At 72.2% G+C, this 18,046-nt stretch carries 15 protein-coding genes and 1 tRNA gene; 15 read left to right on the forward strand and 1 reads right to left on the reverse strand.

Annotated features, from left to right (window positions below):
- The first annotated feature begins 174 nt into the window (after positions 1 to 174).
- Positions 175 to 540 (forward strand): hypothetical protein, encoded by a 366-nt coding sequence (locus P3T34_RS23480; RefSeq protein ID WP_280668013.1) that lies wholly within the window; start codon positions 175 to 177, stop codon positions 538 to 540.
- A gap of 195 nt (positions 541 to 735) precedes the next feature.
- Here the strand turns inward: P3T34_RS23480 and P3T34_RS23485 are convergent, their stop codons facing one another.
- Entirely contained in the window at positions 736 to 2,610 is a 1,875-nt protein-coding gene (locus P3T34_RS23485) for a phospholipid carrier-dependent glycosyltransferase (protein ID WP_280668014.1), read from the reverse strand.
- Positions 2,611 to 2,706: 96 nt separating this feature from the next.
- Between P3T34_RS23485 and rsmI the strand changes: the two genes are divergently transcribed.
- The 14 genes from rsmI (at position 2,707) to galE (ending at position 18,041) form a co-directional block, all read left to right on the forward strand.
- The gene (gene rsmI / locus P3T34_RS23490) at positions 2,707 to 3,552 is read left to right on the forward strand and encodes a 16S rRNA (cytidine(1402)-2'-O)-methyltransferase (RefSeq protein ID WP_280668015.1); all 846 of its coding nucleotides are present in this window, start codon (positions 2,707 to 2,709) and stop codon (positions 3,550 to 3,552) included.
- 305 nt (positions 3,553 to 3,857) lie between these two features.
- Positions 3,858 to 4,355 (forward strand): hypothetical protein, encoded by a 498-nt coding sequence (locus P3T34_RS23495; RefSeq protein ID WP_280668016.1) that lies wholly within the window; start codon positions 3,858 to 3,860, stop codon positions 4,353 to 4,355.
- A 70-nt stretch (positions 4,356 to 4,425) separates the two neighbouring features.
- Entirely contained in the window at positions 4,426 to 5,304 is an 879-nt protein-coding gene (locus P3T34_RS23500; RefSeq protein ID WP_280668017.1) for a TatD family hydrolase, read from the forward strand.
- A 131-nt stretch (positions 5,305 to 5,435) separates the two neighbouring features.
- Complete coding sequence (gene rsmA / locus P3T34_RS23505) at positions 5,436 to 6,284, forward strand: 16S rRNA (adenine(1518)-N(6)/adenine(1519)-N(6))-dimethyltransferase RsmA (RefSeq protein WP_280672324.1); 849 nt, start codon at positions 5,436 to 5,438, stop codon at positions 6,282 to 6,284.
- A complete protein-coding gene (locus P3T34_RS23510) occupies positions 6,281 to 7,210 on the forward strand; it encodes a 4-(cytidine 5'-diphospho)-2-C-methyl-D-erythritol kinase (RefSeq protein ID WP_280668018.1) in 930 nt (309 codons plus the stop codon). The genes rsmA and P3T34_RS23510 overlap by 4 nt, the downstream gene beginning before the upstream one ends.
- Positions 7,211 to 7,288: 78 nt before the next feature.
- Entirely contained in the window at positions 7,289 to 9,082 is a 1,794-nt protein-coding gene (locus P3T34_RS23515; RefSeq protein WP_280668019.1) for an ABC-F family ATP-binding cassette domain-containing protein, read from the forward strand.
- A gap of 396 nt (positions 9,083 to 9,478) precedes the next feature.
- On the forward strand, positions 9,479 to 10,093 hold the full coding sequence (locus P3T34_RS23520) for a hypothetical protein (protein WP_280668020.1): 615 nt from the start codon (positions 9,479 to 9,481) through the stop codon (positions 10,091 to 10,093).
- Between the two features lie 40 nt (positions 10,094 to 10,133).
- Positions 10,134 to 11,750, forward strand: coding sequence for a WXG100 family type VII secretion target (locus P3T34_RS23525; protein ID WP_280668021.1), 1,617 nt, complete (start codon positions 10,134 to 10,136; stop codon positions 11,748 to 11,750).
- Between the two features lie 84 nt (positions 11,751 to 11,834).
- Positions 11,835 to 13,124: a S8 family serine peptidase gene (locus P3T34_RS23530; protein WP_280668022.1), complete on the forward strand. Its 1,290-nt coding sequence runs from the start codon at positions 11,835 to 11,837 to the stop codon at positions 13,122 to 13,124.
- Between the two features lie 111 nt (positions 13,125 to 13,235).
- On the forward strand, positions 13,236 to 14,645 hold the full coding sequence (locus tag P3T34_RS23535; RefSeq protein WP_280668023.1) for an MFS transporter: 1,410 nt from the start codon (positions 13,236 to 13,238) through the stop codon (positions 14,643 to 14,645).
- A 182-nt stretch (positions 14,646 to 14,827) separates the two neighbouring features.
- Positions 14,828 to 14,903 (forward strand) — tRNA-Thr (locus P3T34_RS23540).
- Positions 14,904 to 15,125: 222 nt separating this feature from the next.
- The gene (locus P3T34_RS23545) at positions 15,126 to 15,797 is read left to right on the forward strand and encodes a response regulator transcription factor (protein WP_280668024.1); all 672 of its coding nucleotides are present in this window, start codon (positions 15,126 to 15,128) and stop codon (positions 15,795 to 15,797) included.
- Positions 15,798 to 15,999: 202 nt separating this feature from the next.
- The gene (gene galT, locus P3T34_RS23550; protein WP_280668025.1) at positions 16,000 to 17,088 is read left to right on the forward strand and encodes a galactose-1-phosphate uridylyltransferase; all 1,089 of its coding nucleotides are present in this window, start codon (positions 16,000 to 16,002) and stop codon (positions 17,086 to 17,088) included.
- Positions 17,085 to 18,041, forward strand: a complete 957-nt coding sequence (galE, locus tag P3T34_RS23555) for a UDP-glucose 4-epimerase GalE (protein ID WP_280668026.1) — start codon at positions 17,085 to 17,087, stop codon at positions 18,039 to 18,041. The genes galT and galE overlap by 4 nt, the downstream gene beginning before the upstream one ends.
- Positions 18,042 to 18,046 lie beyond the last annotated feature (5 nt).

Consider the following 18,046-nt stretch of genomic DNA (forward strand, 5'->3'; position numbering starts at 1 on the left):
GGCTGGGTGGTGAGGGTCCCGCCGGCGCCGAGCTGCGGGTGGATCACGGTGGGCGCCCAGTGCACGGCGGCCGTGCCGTCGCTCATCTTCACCAGGCCCAGGTAGCCGGTGTACTGCCAGACGTTGGTGGTGCCCGCGAACTCGTCCTTGGCCTGGTAGCTCAGCAGCACCTGGTTGGCCGGGGCCGGCGAGGCGGTGGCGGCACTGGGGCTCGGGGCGGTGGACGGCGCCGGGGCGGCCGAGGAGGACGGCGCGGCGGTGGCCGAGGCGAACGCGGCGGGCGTGGCCGGGCCGCCTGCGACCAGGGTGAGCGCGCTCGGCTTCACATTGGTCTGGAACGCGGTCAGCGCGGTCAGCGCGTCCTGCGGATCGTCGGTCAGCTGGGAGGCGCCGGCCAGGTCGCCCTTGGCCCAGGCGGCCAGGAAGTTGGTGGCGCCGGTCGCCGCGAGGCCGGCGGACGGCGCCTCGGCGACCACCGTGCGGACCTTGGGCGTCTTGGCGGAGCTGCTGCCGGAGCCGACCAGGGTGTACGCCCCGTAGCCGCCGGCCGCGACCATCACGACCAGAACCGAACTGACGATGGCGGTCTTCGCGCCGTTGCGCATGGTGGTGCTCCCCCTGGGGTCCTGGTCGATCACATGTCCAGACAGCCTAAGCGCGCTGTTCGGTGCGTTCACGGAAGGGCGCGAACTCGTGACAGAGCTGGTACAGGCGGGCGGTTTGATGCCGGCGGGGTCAGATCCAGCTGGTGAACCACATCCGGGCGCGCCAGTCGTCGATCGGGATCACCTGGCCGGTGTAGAGCGGGAAGAAGTAGAGGAAGTTCCACATCACCGCGAGCACCAGCACGCCGGCCACCGCGCCGCCCACCAGGCGCCGCTCGCGGCTCGCCCCGGCGGGCCCGATCATGGCCCCGATCATCAGGGTCACGGCCAGCACCAGGAACGGCACGAAGGCGACCGCGTAGAAGAGGAAGATGGTCCGCTGCTGGTACTCGAACCACGGCAGGTAGCCGGCGCCCAGCCCGCAGAGCACCGCGCCCGCCCGCCAGTCGCGGCGCAGCGCCCAGCGGTAGAGGCAGTACAGCAGGGCGACGATGCCCGACCACCAGAGGATCGGGGTGCCGATCGCCAGCACCTCGGAGGCGCACTGGTTGGCGGTGCAGCCGCTGATGCCCAGCTTGGGTGACTCGTAGTAGAAGGAGACCGGGCGGCCCAGCAGCAGCCAGCTCCACGGGTTGGACTGGTAGATGTGCGGGCTGTGCAGGTTGATATTGAAGTCGTACATCTGGCCGTGGTAGTGCCAGAGCGAGCGCAGTGCGGCCGGTACCCAGGTCATGTCCACCTGGAACGGCATCCTGACCTTGCCGAGCACCGGCAGCGAGACGAACTCGGTGGAGAGCCCGGCTCGGTGCGCGGCCCAGTCGCGGCCGTAGCCGCCCTTGCCCGGCACGTCGCTGCTGGCCAGCCAGCCGGCCCAGGAGGAGATGTAGACGACCGCCGAGGCCAGCACGATCGAGGCGAAGGCCGGCAGCCCGTCGCGCCGGATGGCCGCCCAGTGCGGGGTGCGGGCGCCGGCCAGCCGCCGGGCGCCGACGTCCCACAGGACGGTCAGCAGGCCGAAGAAGGCGGCCACGTACATCCCGCTCCACTTGGTGGAGCAGGCCAGGCCCACGCAGACCCCGGCGGCCAGCCGGTACGGCCGCCAGCCCAGGCGGATCCGGCGGGCAAGGGCGGCGTCCGGGCCGTCCGGGAGCAGCCGGGCGATCTTCGCCCTGGTGTGGTCGCGATCGATCAGCAGGAAGCCGAAACCGGCCAGGATCCAAAACATGACGATCAGGTCGAGCAGCGAGGTGCGGCTCATCACGAAGTGCAGGCCGTCCACCGAGAGCAGCAGCCCGGCCACGCAGCCCAGCAGGGTCGAGCGGAACAGCCGGCGGCCGATCCGGGCGATCATCAGGATCGACAGCGTCCCGAGCACGGCGACCATGAACCGCCAGCCGAACGGATGCATCCCGAAGAGCTGCTCACCCGCACCTATGATCCACTTCCCGACCGGCGGGTGGACGATGAAGGACGGGTCGCTCTGGTACGGGATCGCCTTGTGCGGCGTCAGCAGGGTGGAGTTGGCGGTTTCGGGCCAGTTGGTCTCGTAGCCGCCCCGCCAGAGCGCGTAGGCGTCCTTGGCGTAGTACGTCTCGTCGAAGATGACCGCGTTGGGGCTGCCCAGGTTGGTGAAGCGCAGCACGCCGCCGAAGAGTGCCACCGCCAGCGGGCCCAGCCAGCCGGCCCAGCGGCAGAGCCAGCTCCACAGCCCGGCCGGCAGCCGCACGCCCAGCCGGGCCAGCAGCAGCGAGGGGGCGACGACGTCCGGGGTCACCCCGGGGCCGTCCGGCATCGGCGGCACCAGCCGGGTGGCGAAGTCGTCCGGCTCCGGGGCACGGTAGCCGAGGCCGGCCAGTCTGCCGAGCCACGGCGAGCGCGCCGGTCCGTCCGCTGGGGCCGTTGAGTCCGCCGGGGACGCCGCACCGCTCTGCGCCGGGATACCGGGCGTCGCCGGGTCCGCGGTGGTCTGCACCACCGCTGTCTCTGTTGCCGTCTCGCCACTCACCCGCACATCGTAGGGGCGGGGCCTGAAAACGGGACCAGGCCCCGGGCAAGCTGCCCGGTTCGCCACCTTTCTCCTCGGCCCTGCGAGGATGTCCGGGTGACAGGTGTACTGGTGTTGGCAGGAACCCCCATCGGCGACGTCTCGGACGCCCCGCCCCGACTGATCGCCGAGCTCGCCTCGGCGGACGTGATCGCCGCGGAGGACACCCGACGACTGCGCCGGCTCACCCAGGCCCTCGGGGTGGTCCCGACCGGCCGGGTGCTCTCCTACTTCGAGGGCAACGAGGTCGGCCGCACCCCCGAACTGGTCGAGGCGCTCACCGGCGGCGCCCGGGTGCTGCTGGTGACGGACGCCGGCATGCCCTCGGTCTCCGACCCCGGATACCGCCTGGTGGCCGCCGCCGTCGCCGCGGACATCAAGGTCACCGCGGTGCCCGGCCCGTCCGCGGTGCTCACCGCGCTGGCCCTGTCCGGGCTGCCGGTGGACCGCTTCACCTTCGAGGGCTTCCTGCCGCGCAAGACCGGCGACCGCGCCCGGCAGCTCGCCGAGGTGGCCGCCGAGCCGCGCACCATGGTCTTCTTCGAGGCCCCGCACCGGATCGCCGAGTCGCTCACCGCGATGGCCGAGGCCTTCGGCGCCGACCGCCCGGCGGCCGTCTGCCGCGAGCTGACCAAGACGTACGAGGAGGTCAAGCGCGGCCCGCTCGGCGAGCTCGCGGCGTGGGCCGCCGACGGCGTGCGGGGCGAGATCACCGTGGTGGTGGCCGGCGCGCAGCCGGCCGCGCCCACGGACCTGGGCCCGGGGGAGCTGGCCCACCGGGTCGCCGTCCGCGAGGAGGCGGGGGAGAGCCGCAAGGAGGCGATCGCGGCGGTCGCGGCCGATCTCGGACTGCCCAAGCGGGACGTCTTCGACGCGGTGGTGGCGGCCAAGACCAGCCGCTGAACGAGCGGAACACGGCGGCCGGTGGCGGGTGCCACCGGCCGCCGACGCGCGTACGGTGGAACGAAGGCGCACCCGCGTACGCCGGTGAGGACGCTTTTCGACGCGCGCCGTGAACGCCTGCGACAAGGTAAAGCGAAGCCCCCATAAACCCCTGCTGAGCTGCGGTTTTGAGGGGCATTCGTACAGGAATCCCCAACACCGGGCCAAGTCTCGGCAAGCCGGGTATCGGCGCAGACGGCCTGGGCATTCCATCGGATGGAAAGACCCGCACCGGACGAACGTCCGGCGGGCGCTGGGAGACCGCGATGAGCGAGACAATCGGTAGCCCTCTGGGTGGCACGCCGGTGACCGGCCTGAAGTCGGCCACGGACCCCGAGCGTGCCCCCCGTCCTGGATCCGGCGGCCTGACCGCCGCGCCGCCCTCGATGGCCGCGCGACCCAGGCCGGGCGTGGACACCGTCCAGGAGGCCTACTCCTTCGCCTGCCTGAGCTGTGCGTACGGCTGGGAGCAGGCGTACGACATCGAGCACCACCGGGCCCGCGACGGGCACACGGTGATCCAGTACCACGCCAACGGCGTCCGGGTGCCGTCCCCGCTGCTCCAGCCCAGCTGCCCGGGCTGCGGCGGTCACACCGTGCGGATCATGCGGGCCGGCCGGGTCGCCACCGCCGAGCACTCCGTGCACCACGCCCCGGGCTTCGCCACGCACGGCGAGCCCGCCGCCCCGCTCGTCACCGAGTCCGAGCGGCGCCCCCGCCCGGTGCGCCTGCGCTGGTACCAGTTCTGGCTCCCCAAGCACTGATCCCGCTCCGGGCCGTCTCCGCACCTCCGGGCGCGGGGGCGGCCCGGGCGTGGCGCTAGGCTCGGTGACCATGGCTCCCAAGGACGACGACCGCTCCACCCCGCCGCCGCTGCCCGCCCCGCTCGCGGTGGCGGTGGCCGACTCGCACACCCACCTGGACATGCAGTCCGGCACCCCGGCCGAGAGCCTGGCCAAGGCGGCCTCGGTGGGCGTGACCACGGTCGTCCAGGTCGGCTGCGACCTGCCCGGCTCGCGCTGGGCGGCGGAGCTGGCGGCCGAGTTCGAGCAGGTGCACGCCGCGGTCGCGCTGCACCCCAACGAGGCGCCGCGGATCGTGCTGGGCGACGGCGACGGCTGGTCCGGGCAGCGCCGCAGCCCCGGCGGCTCGGCGGCGCTGGACGAGGCGCTGGCCGAGATCGACCGGCTGGCCGCGCTGCCGCAGGTCCGGGCGGTCGGCGAGACCGGCCTGGACTACTTCCGCACCGGCCCGGAGGGCGTCGAGATCCAGAAGGAGTCCTTCCGCCGCCACATCGAGATCGCCAAGCGGCACGGCAAGGCCCTGGTGATCCACGACCGGGACGCGCACGAGGACGTCATCGCGCTGCTGCTGGCCGAGGGCGCCCCCGAGCGCACCGTCTTCCACTGCTACTCCGGCGACGCCGAGATGGCCAAGGTCTGCGCCGAGCACGGCTGGTACCTCTCCTTCGCCGGCCCGGTCACCTTCAAGGCCAACCAGCCGCTGCGCGACGCGCTGGCCGTCACCCCGCTGGACCGCGTGCTGATCGAGACCGACGCGCCCTTCCTCACCCCGCACCCCTACCGCGGCCGCCCCAACGCGCCCTACCTGATCCCGGTCACGCTGCGCGCGATGGCCCTCTCGCTGGCGCTGACCGAGGACGAACTCGCCACCGCCATCGCCGCCAACACCGCACGCGCCTTCGGCTACTGACCGGCGGGGCCTTCGGCCTTCGGCCGTCGGCCGTCGAGCGGCCGCGGCGCCCGTATCCTTACCCGGTGAGCACCACCGATCCCGCACCCGCTTCCGACCGCCCCTCCCAGCCTCCGGCCGGGGACGCCGCTCTGCTCGGCGCCTCCGACATCCGCGAGCTGGCCGCCGCTCTCGGGGTCCGGCCGACCAAGCAGCGCGGGCAGAACTTCGTCATCGACGGGAACACGGTGCGGCGCATCGTGCGGGCCGCCGAGGTGACCGGCGAGGACGCCGTCGTGGAGGTCGGGCCGGGGCTCGGATCGCTCACGCTGGCGCTGCTGGAGGTGGCGGCGCACGTCACGGCGGTGGAGATCGACCCGCTGCTCGCCCAGCACCTGCCGACCACCATCGCCGCCCGGATGCCCGCCCGCGCCAAGGACTTCGACCTGGTGCTGAGCGACGCGATGGACGTCACCGAGCTGCCCGGCCCCGCGCCGACCGCGCTGGTGGCCAACCTGCCGTACAACGTCGCCGTCCCGGTGCTGCTGCACATGCTGGCCACCTTCCCCAGCATCGAGCGCAGCCTGGTGATGGTGCAGTCCGAGGTCGCCGACCGGCTCGCCGCCAAGCCCGGCAACAAGGTCTACGGCGTGCCGTCGGTCAAGGCCAACTGGTACGCGGAGGTCAAGCGCTCCGGCGCGATCGGCCGCAACGTCTTCTGGCCCGCGCCCAACGTCGACTCCGGCCTGGTCTCGCTGATCCGCCGCGAGCCGCCGGCCACCACCGCCACCCGCCGCGAGGTCTTCGCGGTCGTCGACGCCGCCTTCGCCCAGCGCCGCAAGACGCTGCGCGCCGCGCTGGCGGGCTGGGCCGGCTCGCCCGCCGCCGCCGAGCAGGCGCTGGCGCAGGCCGGCATCGACCACAAGCTGCGCGGCGAGATGCTGACGGTCGAGCAGTTCGCCGCCATCGCTGAGCACAAGCCGAAGGGCCCCGTGCTGTGATCACCGTCCGGGTCCCCGCCAAGGTCAATGTGCAGCTCGCCGTCGGCGGGCGCCGCGCGGACGGCTTCCACGAGCTGGCCAACGTCTTCTTCGCCGTCGCGCTGGGCGACCTGGTGACCGCCGAGCCGGCCGAGCCCGGCAGCGGCGTGACGCTGACCTGCACCGGCCCGGACGCGGACCTCGTCCCGCTGGACGACAGCAACCTCGCCGCCCGGGCCGCCCGCCTGCTGGCCGCCCACCACGGCATCGAGGGAGACGTCCGGCTGCATATCGCCAAGCAGATCCCGGTGGCCGGCGGCATGGCCGGCGGCAGCGCGGACGGCGCCGCCGCGCTGGTGGCCTGCGACGCGCTGTGGGAGCTGGGCACCCCGCTGCCCGAGCTGCTCGCGCTGGCCGCCGAGCTCGGCTCGGACGTCCCGTTCGCGCTGCTCGGCGGCGTCGCGCTGGGCCGCGGCCGGGGCGAGCTGCTGACGCCCGTGCCGGTCGCCGGGACCTTCCACTGGGTCTTCGCGGTGGCCGACGGCGGCCTCTCCACCCCCGCCGTCTTCCAGGAGTGCGACCGGCTGCGGGACGAGGCCGGGACCGGCTCCGCCGACACCGACGTCCCCGCGCCGGACGCCGACCCCGCGCTGCTCGCCGCCCTCGCGGCCGGCGACCCGGTGGCCCTGGCCGCCGCGCTCGGCAATGACCTGCAGGGCGCCGCGCTCTCGCTGCGCCCCGCGCTGGCGGCCACCCTGCGCGTCGGCGCCGAGGCCGGGGCGCTGGGCGTACTGGTCTCCGGCTCCGGGCCGACCTGCGCCTTCCTCGCCAAGGACGCCGACGCCGCCGATGCCGTCGCCGCGGCCCTGCGCGCCTCGGGCACCTGCCGGGCGGCGCACAGCACCTACGGGCCGGTGCCGGGCGCGGAGGTCCTGCCCGCGGGGTGATGCCTGCGGGCTGGGGCGTTTGGCTGCGCCGACTACTCTTGGGAGGTCCAGCCCCCCGATCCCAGGAGCGCAGAGCACGTGGCCGTGAACCTCGCCACCATCGAATCCGTGACGAAGGTCTACGGCACCCGAGCCCTTCTCGACGGGGTCAGCCTCGGCGTCAGCGAGGGCGACCGGATCGGCGTCGTCGGCCGCAACGGCGACGGCAAGACCACCCTGATCCGGATGCTCGCCCTGCTGGAGGAGCCCGACAAGGGCCGGATCACCCACTCCGGCGGCCTGCAGCTCGCCGTCCTCACGCAGCACGACTCGCTCGACCCCAAGGCCACCATCCGGCACGAGGTGATCGCCGACCGCGCCGACCACGAGTGGCTGGGAGACGCCCGGATCCGCGACATCATCCAGGGCCTGTTCGGCGGCCTGGACCTGCCCGGCTTCCCGCAGGGCCTGGACACCGTGATCGGCCCGCTCTCCGGTGGCGAGCGCCGCCGGATCGCGCTGGCCAAGCTGCTGCTCGGCGAGCACGACCTGGTCGTCCTGGACGAGCCCACCAACCACCTCGACGTCGAGGGCATCGCCTGGCTGGCCCGGCACCTGCAGAACCGGCGCTCGGCGCTGGTCTGCGTCACCCACGACCGGTGGTTCCTCGACCAGGTCTGCACCCGGATGTGGGACGTCCAGCGCGGCGAGGTCCGCGAGTACGAGGGCGGCTACTCCGACTACGTCTTCGCGCGCGCCGAGCGCTCCCGGATCGAGGCGACCGAGGAGAGCAAGCGGCAGAACCTGGCCCGCAAGGAGCTCGCCTGGCTGCGCCGCGGCGCCCCCGCCCGGACCGCCAAGCCGCGCTACCGGATCGAGGCGGCCAACGCGCTGATCGCCGACGTCCCCGAGCCGCGGGACAAGAGCGAGCTGATGAAGTTCGCCAACGCCCGGCTCGGCCGTACGGTCTTCGAGCTGGAGGACGTCACCGTCAAGGCCGGCCCCAAGCTCCTGCTGGAGCAGCTGACCTGGAACCTCGGCCCCGGCGACCGGATCGGCCTGCTGGGCGTCAACGGCGCCGGCAAGACCTCGCTGCTGCGGGCGATGCAGGCCGCGTACGACTCGCAGGGCGACGTGCAGCCGGCCAGTGGCGTGATCAAGGTCGGGAAGACCGTGCGGCTGGCCTACCTGGCCCAGGAGATCGCCGAACTCGACCCCGCCACGCGGGTGCTGCAGGCCGTCGAGCAGGTCCGCAGCCGGGTCGACCTGGGCAAGGGCCGGGAGATGAGCGCCGGGCAGCTCTGCGAGCAGTTCGGTTTCAGCAAGGAGAAGCAGTGGACGCCGGTTGGCGACCTCTCCGGTGGTGAGCGCCGCCGCCTGCAGCTGCTGCGCCTGCTGATGGACGAGCCCAACGTGCTCTTCCTCGACGAGCCCACCAACGACCTGGACATCGAGACCCTCAACCAGCTGGAGGACCTGCTCGACGGCTGGCCCGGGTCGATGATCGTGATCAGCCACGACCGGTTCTTCATCGAGCGGACCACCGACACCGTGCAGGCGCTGCTCGGCGACGGCCGGATGCGGATGCTGCCGAACGGCGTGGACGAGTACCTGGAGCGGCGGGCGCGGATCGCCGCGGCCGCGGTGCCGGCGTCCGTCCCGGCCGCGGCCTCCAAGCCGGTCGGGGACACCCGGGCGGCGAAGAAGGAGCTCCAGCGGATCGAGCGGCAGATCACCAAGATCGACCAGCAGGAGCGCAAGCTGCACGACCAACTCGCCGCGAACGCGGCGGACTTCTCCAAGGTCGCGGAGCTGGACGCCCAGCTGCGCAAGGTCAAGGAGGAGAAGGAGGAGCTGGAGCTCGCCTGGATGGAGCTGGCCGAGGAGGTCTGAGGCCTACTCCAGGAGCTGCTCCAACTCGGTTGCGGCCTGGGCGAGTGCGCTGCGGGACGGGTCGTGCGGTCCGGTCGGCCGGTGGGTGCGGCCGGCCGGCGTACCTGAGCTGCGCCTGCCCGGTCGCGCTCACTGAGTTGAGGTACGCGCGCACCGCGGTGGCCGCGCCGCCTCGCGGGTTCCCCCGACCCGCCTGCTGCGGCCGCCCGGTGCGTATCGATAACGCGCTTGCGTCCCAAGGCCGCTGCCGTGCTGACAGGCCGGCTCGCTAGGATTGCCCGCGACGGTTCCTGCCCAGGCTCGGGGCGAGCCCGGCACATGCGTGGGACATCGCAGATGATGACGTGTTACCGCACGGCGACGAGAGCCGACCGTGCACGGGGGAGGTGTACTGCTGTGTTGGAGATGATTGCGGACGGGGGCGGTCCCGTCGCAACCGCGGCCTGGTACCAGGCTCAGGCCGCGAAGAACGCCACGGCTCTGACGAACGAGGTCGGCGGCACACAGGTGCAGGCCGAGGTCGAGACGCTGACTGTGTTCAAGGGCAAGGTCGACGCGATGCTGCAGACCCTGGACGGGTCCGACGCGGCGCAGCCCAAGATCTCCCAACAGGCGCTGACGGCGGACTACCTCGGCACCGGCTTTGGCGAGTCGACGGCACTGCTGAACGCGTACACCGTCGTTCACACGAACCTGGAGACGCTGTCGCAGACACTGGCCGCGCAGATCCAGGCCATGAGCATCGCGATCAGCGTCAGCGCCAGCGGCTACAAGAACGTGGAGGAGAGCCAGCAGGAGACCCTCTGGCGGATCCGGAACCAGACCGACGCGCAGTACAACACGCCGGTCAGCCCGCTGGGTTACGTGGCGGCGCCGGGCGGCGGGCCCGGGACGACGGCGGACGGCTCGACCACGACGGCCACGACCACCACGACGACCGCGCCGGTGACGGTGACGGGGACGGGTGATGGTCCGCCTTCGCCCGGGCCGACCCAGAACTCGACCTACTGATGAACGCCCAGGCTATGGACCGTGACACGGGGAGTGCATGATGGCCCAGGAACCCGAGAGCAGCAGCGGGGGAGGCTGCACCAACTTCGAAGCCATGAGCCACGAGCAGCTCCTGGCGATGGTGAAGAACGCCAAGCCCGCCGAGATGACCGCCCGAGGTGACGCGCTCAACGCGGCGGCGACCACCCTGCAGCAGATCAGCAACGATCTGCACAGCCACATAGGGCGCCTGGAGTGGTCGGGCCCGGCGAGTGACGCCTTCATGGGGTGGGCGACCCAGGTCTCCTCGGCCACCCTGCAGCTCAGCGAGTACGCGGGCACGGCCGGCAGCAACATCAAGACCGCCGGGGTGACGCTGGCCGGTGTCCAGGGGGCAGGGGGGATTCCTCCGCTCCCGACTGCTGACATCGCGACGGTCAACAAGCGCAACGCGCAGCCCGTCACCTTCCTGCCGGACGACCAGATGAAGCTGAACGACTTCACCTGGGTCTCGGCCCTGGACGCCTCGGCCGCGCAGACGCGCATCAACAGCGCGCACCAGGAGGCCATCCATCAGATGACCGTCCTGGGGCAGTCATACGACCTGTCGACGAGCCAGATCGGCGCGACCACGCCGCCGTTGTTCCCGCCGACGCCGCTGGCGGTCATGCCGCCCGCTCCGAAGTCCGTCGATCAATCTACTGATGTCTCGTTCGGCGGTCCGGGGGGTGGCGGCTCCTCCGGGAGGCAAGGGTCCAGCTCGGGCAGCCGCAAGACCGTTGCAAGTCCTCCCGGCCACGGCGGCGAGGTATCGGTGCCCCCACCACCCTCGGGGGGCATCTACCGGGGAGCTCCGGGTCCGGTGCCGACGCCACCGATCAGTACCCACCCGGCGCCTGGCCCGGTCAGCCCTGCTCCGGTGGTGCCCGTCCAGCCCCCTAGCACCGGGATCGACAGCGGTCCGGCGACGCCGACGCTTCCGCCGCCCAGTGGTCCGACGGCTGGTGCACCCACGGCGGGTGCGCCCGGTTTTGCCGGTGGTGGCTCTGTCGGATTCGGCTACCCCGGTCTCGGTGGTGGCGGCAGCATCGGCGGTAGCAGCAGCGGAACTTACGGCTCCGGAGGCTATGGCGGTGGCCGCTTGCCTGGCGGGTCCATCGGTGGTGGCAGCAGCGGGGGTGGCGGTGGTGCGATTGCGGGTGACGAGGGAATTTCCGGCGGCCTGAGCCGTCCCAGCGCCCCGTCGGGTCGCAGCCAGCTCGGCGCCAACGCCTTCGGCGCGGATGAGGCAGCTGGTAGCGGTGCGAGCGGGGGCATGGGTGGCGGTATGGGTGGACGTATGCCCGGTGGTACCGGTGGTTTGGGGGGCCGGGGCTCTACCGGTGGCCCTGGCCGTGGTCGTGGTCTGACGTCCACCGAGGGTGGTGAGGTCGGCGGGAGCAGCAGTCCTGCACCGGGCGGTGAGTTCACGCCTGGCGGTACCGGGTTGCGGACCCGGGCCGGCGTCGACCCCGAAGCTGCGGAGCGGACGGCGGGCCCCGGCGGCTATATGCCAGGCGGGTCTCACGGTAGCGGCAAGAAGAGTAAGGACCGGCGCGGGCGGGCGGCTTATCTCGTCGAGGACGAGGAGACCTGGACCGCTGGTACTCCGGAGAGCAACCCGAACGTGATTGAGTAACGATCGAATCGCCTGCCCGGCCGCTGGGTTGATCCCAGTGGCCGGGCAAGGCGCTCGGTCAGCCCAACTGTTGAGGAGAGAGCGATGCGGCGAGCTGGCACGGGCGTGCGGGGGCGGCGCATCGCTGCGCTGGCAGCGGTGGTCGTCGGACTCAGCGTTGGGCTTGCCCCTGTTGCCGAGGCAGCTGATAATCCGCGTGACGCGGAATGGCATTTGGACGCCATGCACGCCTCGGATATGTGGAATACCACCACCGGCTCCGGAATTACCGTCGCGGTTATCGACAGCGGTGCTGACGCAGGCCTTCCGGACCTGGCAGGACAAGTTCTTCCCGGTAAGGACTTCAGTGGCCTCCCGGGGGGTGCGACGACTGACGCCGACGGCCATGGGACCGAGATGGCCAGCGTGATTGCCGGAACCGGAAAGAGCTTCAATGGCAAGGGGGCCTACGGGCTGGCACCTGGCGCGAAGGTGCTTCCACTAAGGGTCGATTCACGTGACGGAACCAGCGGGGCTATCACGTTGAAGCAGGTCGACGACGCCATCGTTTACGCGGCGGACAACGGGGCTCAGGTTATCAACATCTCCTTGGCGGTCCGTGCCGTCGATATCGGAAGCAGCGATATCGACGCCTTGAAGTCCGCAGTCGATCATGCGATCGGCAAGGGAAGCCTGGTAGTCGCAGGTGCGGGGAACAGCGCGCAGCAGGGAAATCCAATTATGTACCCCGCAGCCGCCCCCGGCGTGGCCGCCGTCGGTGCGACCGACGAGAACGGCACCCGGACCGCCGAGTCCCAGACCGGGCCTCAACTGGCCCTGGTCGCACCCGGGATGGACATCTACAGCGCCTGTACCGGCGCCACCGGCTACTGCGAGAGTCACGGCACGTCGGATGCCACCGCGCTGGTCTCCGCTTCCGCGGCTCTGGTCTGGTCGCTCCACCCCGGTTGGACGGGTAACCAGGTGCTGCGGGTGCTGCTCAACACCGCCGGGCGGGGCAGCGACAACGCGGTGCGCAACGACAACGTCGGGTACGGCGCGGTGCGGCCCCGGATCGCCATCACCACTCCCGGGGACCCCGGGCCCGCTGATGTGAACCCGCTGGTCGCGGCCGGTGTCGGCGTCATGCCGTCGCCCGGTTCCTCGCCCGCCGCCCCGGTGTCGTCCTCCGCCGGTAGCGGCGCGCCGGCTCCGGTGGCTTCGAGTCCGGCGGCTTCGACTCCGGTGGCTGCGGCGCCGGTTGGCTCGGGTGGGGCGTCCGCGGGCTCCGGTGGGTCGATGGTGCTGGTCGGCGGGGCGGTTGCCGGGGGGGTGCTGCTCGGGGGTGCGGCCTTTCTGGTCCGACGCGCGCGTCGGGGTGTGCCGCAGGGCTGAGTGACGGCTCCGGCGCGCGATGCGCGACCCCGGGGCGTGTGCGAACGGTGTGCGCCCCCGTCACCCGGGTGGCGGCTATGGGGGTGCGCGGGCGGGCGGCATGGTCGGGGTATGGCGAATGACGTGGCGCCCGTGGTGTCGGGCGGTGAGCGGCAGGTCGGGCTGGGGAAGGTGGCGGCGGCTGCCTTTGTCGGGACGGCGATCGAGTTCTACGACTTCTTCCTCTACGGGATGGCGGCGGCGCTGGTCTTCGGGCGCGAGTTCTTTCCGGTGCTCGGTCCGGCCGGGTCCGTGCTCGCGGCGCTCTCGGTGTACGCGGTGGCGTTCGTCGGGCGGCCGGTGGGGGCGGTGCTGTTCGGGCATTTCGGGGACCGGGTGGGGCGCAAGGCCGTGCTGGTCGTGTCGCTGCTGCTGATGGGGCTCTCCACGGCGGCGGTCGGGCTGCTGCCGGGGTATGCGCACTGGGGGATCTGGGCACCGGTGGCGCTGGTGGTGCTGCGGTTCTGCCAGGGGCTGGGGTTGGGCGGCGAGTGGGGCGGTGCCGCGCTGCTGCTGGCGGAGTACGCACCGGCGGGCAAGCGCGGGAGGTATGCCGGGGTGCTCCAACTCGGGCCGAGCGCAGGGTCGGTGGTGGCCACCACGGTCTTCCTCGCGCTGTCCGCGGGCCTCAGCGAGAGCGCGTTCGCATCGTGGGGGTGGCGACTTCCGTTCCTGGGGTCGCTGCTGCTGGTGGGGGTGGGGCTCTTCGTGCGGCTGCAGATCGCCGAGACGCCGGTGTTCGCGCAGTGCGCGGCACAGTCGCAGGCCCAGTCGCGGTCGACAGCGACGGTGACCGCGGCGGGGCCGGTGCCGGTACCGGTGCTGGAGGTGCTGCGCGATCACTGGCGGGTGGTGCTGCTGGGCAGCGGGGCGCTGTCGTTCGGCTATGCGCTCTTCTACCTCAGCAGTACCTATGCGCTCGCCTACACCACCGGGCAGTTGGGGGTCGATCGGACGTTGATGCTCACGCTGCACCTGCTCGCGGCGCCGGCCGGGGCGCTGGCGGTCTGGCTCGCCGCCGGTGGGTCGGACCGTTGGGGGCGCCGACGAACGGTGCTGGCGGGGACGGTGCTGGGGGCCGGGTGGTCGCTGGCGGTGTTCCCGCTGCTGGAGACCCTGCGCACGACGCTGATGCTGTTCTCGCTGGCCGGCACGGGGGTGCTGCTCGGGGTGCTGATCGGACCGGTGGGGGCTTTCCTGCCGGAGCTCTTCCCCACCCGGGTGCGGTACACGGGGGCGGCGCTGACCTACAACCTCGGCGGGGTGGTCGGCGGGGCCACCGCGCCGCTGCTGGCGGCCAGGCTGACCGCGACGTACGGGACGGCGACGCCGGTGGGGTGGTACCTCGCGGGGCTCGGGGTGGCCTCGGCGGCCTGCCTGTGCGCGCTGCCGGAGACCTGCGGGCGGGATCTGACGGCGGATCGGGTACCGGACGCCGGCCGCGCCTCCGTCCCGCTGGCGAGCGGAGGTTCAGCGGCGTAGCTCCTGGTCCGAGCGGTGCCCGAGCGCCTGGTCCGACCGGGCCCGAGCGGTAGGCAAGCCGCGAGGGAGCGCCCGGGGGAGCGTGGGGAGCGCGCGCCGGCGGGGGGCGTGCGTCGACCGGCGGACATCGATTTCCCAATCGGGCCGATGACCATGTAATGTCTTCCTCGTTCGGCCGGTTCGCCCCTATAGCTCAGTCGGTAGAGCGTCTCCATGGTAAGGAGAAGGTCTGCGGTTCGATTCCGCATGGGGGCTCCATCAGATAAGACCCTCGCCATCACGGCGAGGGTCTTTTTTGTTCCCGAGTTTGTTCCGGGGATGTTCCCCGAGTTTGTGCCCCCGAGACGTCCGCAGAGGTAGCGGGCCGGGGGACTCATGCGCTGTGATGGTGCGTCAACAGTGCTGTGGCGTACGGCCGGTACGCGGCGCGCGGTCCGCGGTGCGCGGCGAAGTGCCGCGCCGGGTACGGGGGAGGGCGCCGTGGGCGTGCGGCTCGTGGTGGTCGACGACCACCGGTTGCTGGCGGAAGCGCTGGCCGCAGCTCTGCAGGTGCGCGGCCACCGGGTGCTGGCGGTGGGCAGTCCGACAGCCGCCGCGGCCGATCTGGTGGTGCAGCGGCGCCCGGAGGTCTGCCTGCTCGGCGTGGCCCGCCCGGGTGCGCCGGGGGTGTTCACGCCGATCCGCCGGTTGCGCCAGGAGCGTCCGGAGGTCGCCGTCGTGGTGCTCGGCCCGGTGGACGATCTGCGCGGGGTGGCCAACGCGCTCGCGGCCGGCGCGGCCGGTTATGTGCGCAGCGACGAGCGCATCGAGGTGGTGGATCGCGCGATCAGCCGGGCACGGGCGGGTGAGGCGGCCGTGGCGGTCGAGGTCCTGCAGGCCGCCTTCGAGGGTCTGCTGCACCCGGTGCGCGAGCCCGACGACGAGGCCCTGCGCCTGCTGGCGGTGCTGACCCGCCGCGAGGTGCAGGTGCTGGCGCGGATCGCGGACGGCCAGGACACCCAGGAGATCGCGACCGGCATGGGGATCGCGGCCAGCACGGCCCGCACGCATGTGCAGCGGGTCCTGATGAAGCTGGGCGCGCGCACCAGGTTGGAGGCTGCCGCGGTGGCGGCCCGGACCGGCCTGTTGGCCCGTTTGGGCCGGGACCAATAGGGGGTCGTCAGCGGGCGGAATGCGCGCGGAATCCAGTAGCTGGGCGGGTGCGTGGGCGCACCCGCCCTTTCTGCTGCCCACTCTGCTGCCCATGAACGTGCCAAACTGTTGACTGCTGGTGAGTAATGTTCGATTATGTCGGAAGCTGCCCCCGACGAACAGCAACGGCGGACGGCGGACGGTTTCACCGGAGGCGGAGACTGTGCGGAAGACCACGACCAAGCTGGCGGACGGTCGCGAGCTGATCTACTACGACAGGGACGAGGCCGTCCTGCGGGATGCCCCGGACCGGCGTCCCCTGGGCCAGGCCACGAGCCTTGCCGAGATCCGCCGTGACCCGGTGCTCGGTGACTGGGTCACCGTGGCGGCCCACCGGCAGGGCCGGATCTACCACCCCCCTGCCGACGAGTGCCCGCTCTGTCCCTCCCAGGACGGCCGGCTCAGCGAGATCCCGGCCGCCGACTACGACGTGGTGGTCTTCGAGAACCGCTTCCCGTCGCTGGCCACCGACGCGGCCGCCCATGTGCCGGGCCTGGACGAGCCGCTGCACCTGGGCCGTCCGGGCGTCGGCCGCTGCGAGGTGGTCTGCTACACCTCGGACCACGACGCCTCGTTCAAGAACCTGACCGAGGCCAAGGCCCGCCTGGTGCTGGACGCCTGGACGGACAGGACGGCCGAGTTGTCGGCCCTCCCGGGCGTCCAGCAGGTCTTCTGCTTCGAGAACCGCGGCATCGAGATCGGGGTGACGCTGGCTCACCCGCACGGTCAGATCTACGCCTTCCCCTTCGTCACCCCGCGCACCACCAAGATGCTGGCCACCGCCGCCGAGCACCGCGCGAACACCGGCCGCAACCTCTTCGAGGACCTGCTCGCCGCCGAGGCGGTCGACCCCGTACGGGTGGTGGCCGCCGGCGAGTACTGGACGGCGTTCGTGCCGTACGCCGCCCGCTGGCCGTACGAGGTGCACCTCTACCCCAACCGCCGGGTGGCCGACCTGACCGCGCTGACCGAGGCCGAGCGCGCCGAGTTCCCGCGGATCTACCTGGATCTGCTGGGCCGCTTCGACCGGCTCTTCGGCGACCAGGCCCCGCCGACCCCGTACATCGCGGCCTGGCACCAGGCTCCCCGGCCGGGTGGGGAGGAGCTGGCACTGCATCTGGAGCTGTTCTCGATCCGTCGTACCGTAGGCAAGCTGAAGTTCCTGGCCGGCGTCGAGTCCGGCATGGACGCGTTCGTCAACGATGTGTCGCCCGAAGCGGCGGCGCAGCGCCTGCGGGAGGTTGCACCATGAGCAAGTACCTGGTCACCGGCGGAGCCGGTTATGTCGGCAGCGTCGTCGCCGCCCACCTGCTGGAGGCCGGGCACCAGGTCACCGTGCTGGACGACCTCTGCACGGGCTTCCGTGAGGGTGTCCCGGCCGGTGCGGAGTTCGTCCGCGGCCGGATCCAGGACGCCGCGGACGTGCTGGACTCCTCCTTCGACGGGGTGCTGCACTTCGCCGCCTCCTCGCAGGTCGGTGAGTCGGTCGCCGACCCGGAGAAGTACTGGCGCAACAACGTGGCCGGTTCGCTGGAGCTGATCAGCGCGATGCGCAAGGCCGGCGTGCGCAAGCTGGTCTTCTCCTCCACCGCCGCCGTCTACGGCGAGCCGGAGTCGGTGCCGATCGCGGAGACCGCGCGCACCTCGCCCACCAACACCTACGGCGCCACCAAGCTGGCCGTCGACCACCTGATCACCAGTGAGGCGATCGCGCACGGCCTGGCCGCGGTCAGCCTGCGCTACTTCAACGTCGCGGGCGCCTACGGCGTCTACGGCGAGCGGCACGACCCCGAGTCGCACCTGATCCCGCTGGTCTTCCAGGCCGCGCTCGGACAGCGCCCGCACATCTCGGTCTTCGGGGACGACTACCCGACCCCCGACGGCACCTGCATCCGCGACTACATCCACGTCGCCGACCTCGCCGAGGCCCACCTGCTGGCGCTGGACGCCGCGCAGTCCGGCGAGCACCTGATCTGCAACCTGGGCAACGGCAGCGGCTTCTCGGTCCGCGAGGTGATCGAGTCGGTCAAGCGGGTGACCGGCCGGGAGATCCCAGTGGTCTTCGCCGAGCGCCGCCCGGGGGACCCGGCGGTGCTGGTCGCCTCCGCCGAGCGCGCCCACCGCGCACTGGGCTGGACGCCCAAGCGCCCCGACCTGGACGCCATCGTGGCGGACGCCTGGGCCTTCGCGACGACGAAGGACTGACCAAC

This window comes from Kitasatospora sp. MAP12-44 (assembly GCF_029892095.1).
Classification (GTDB): Bacteria; Actinomycetota; Actinomycetes; order Streptomycetales; family Streptomycetaceae; genus Kitasatospora.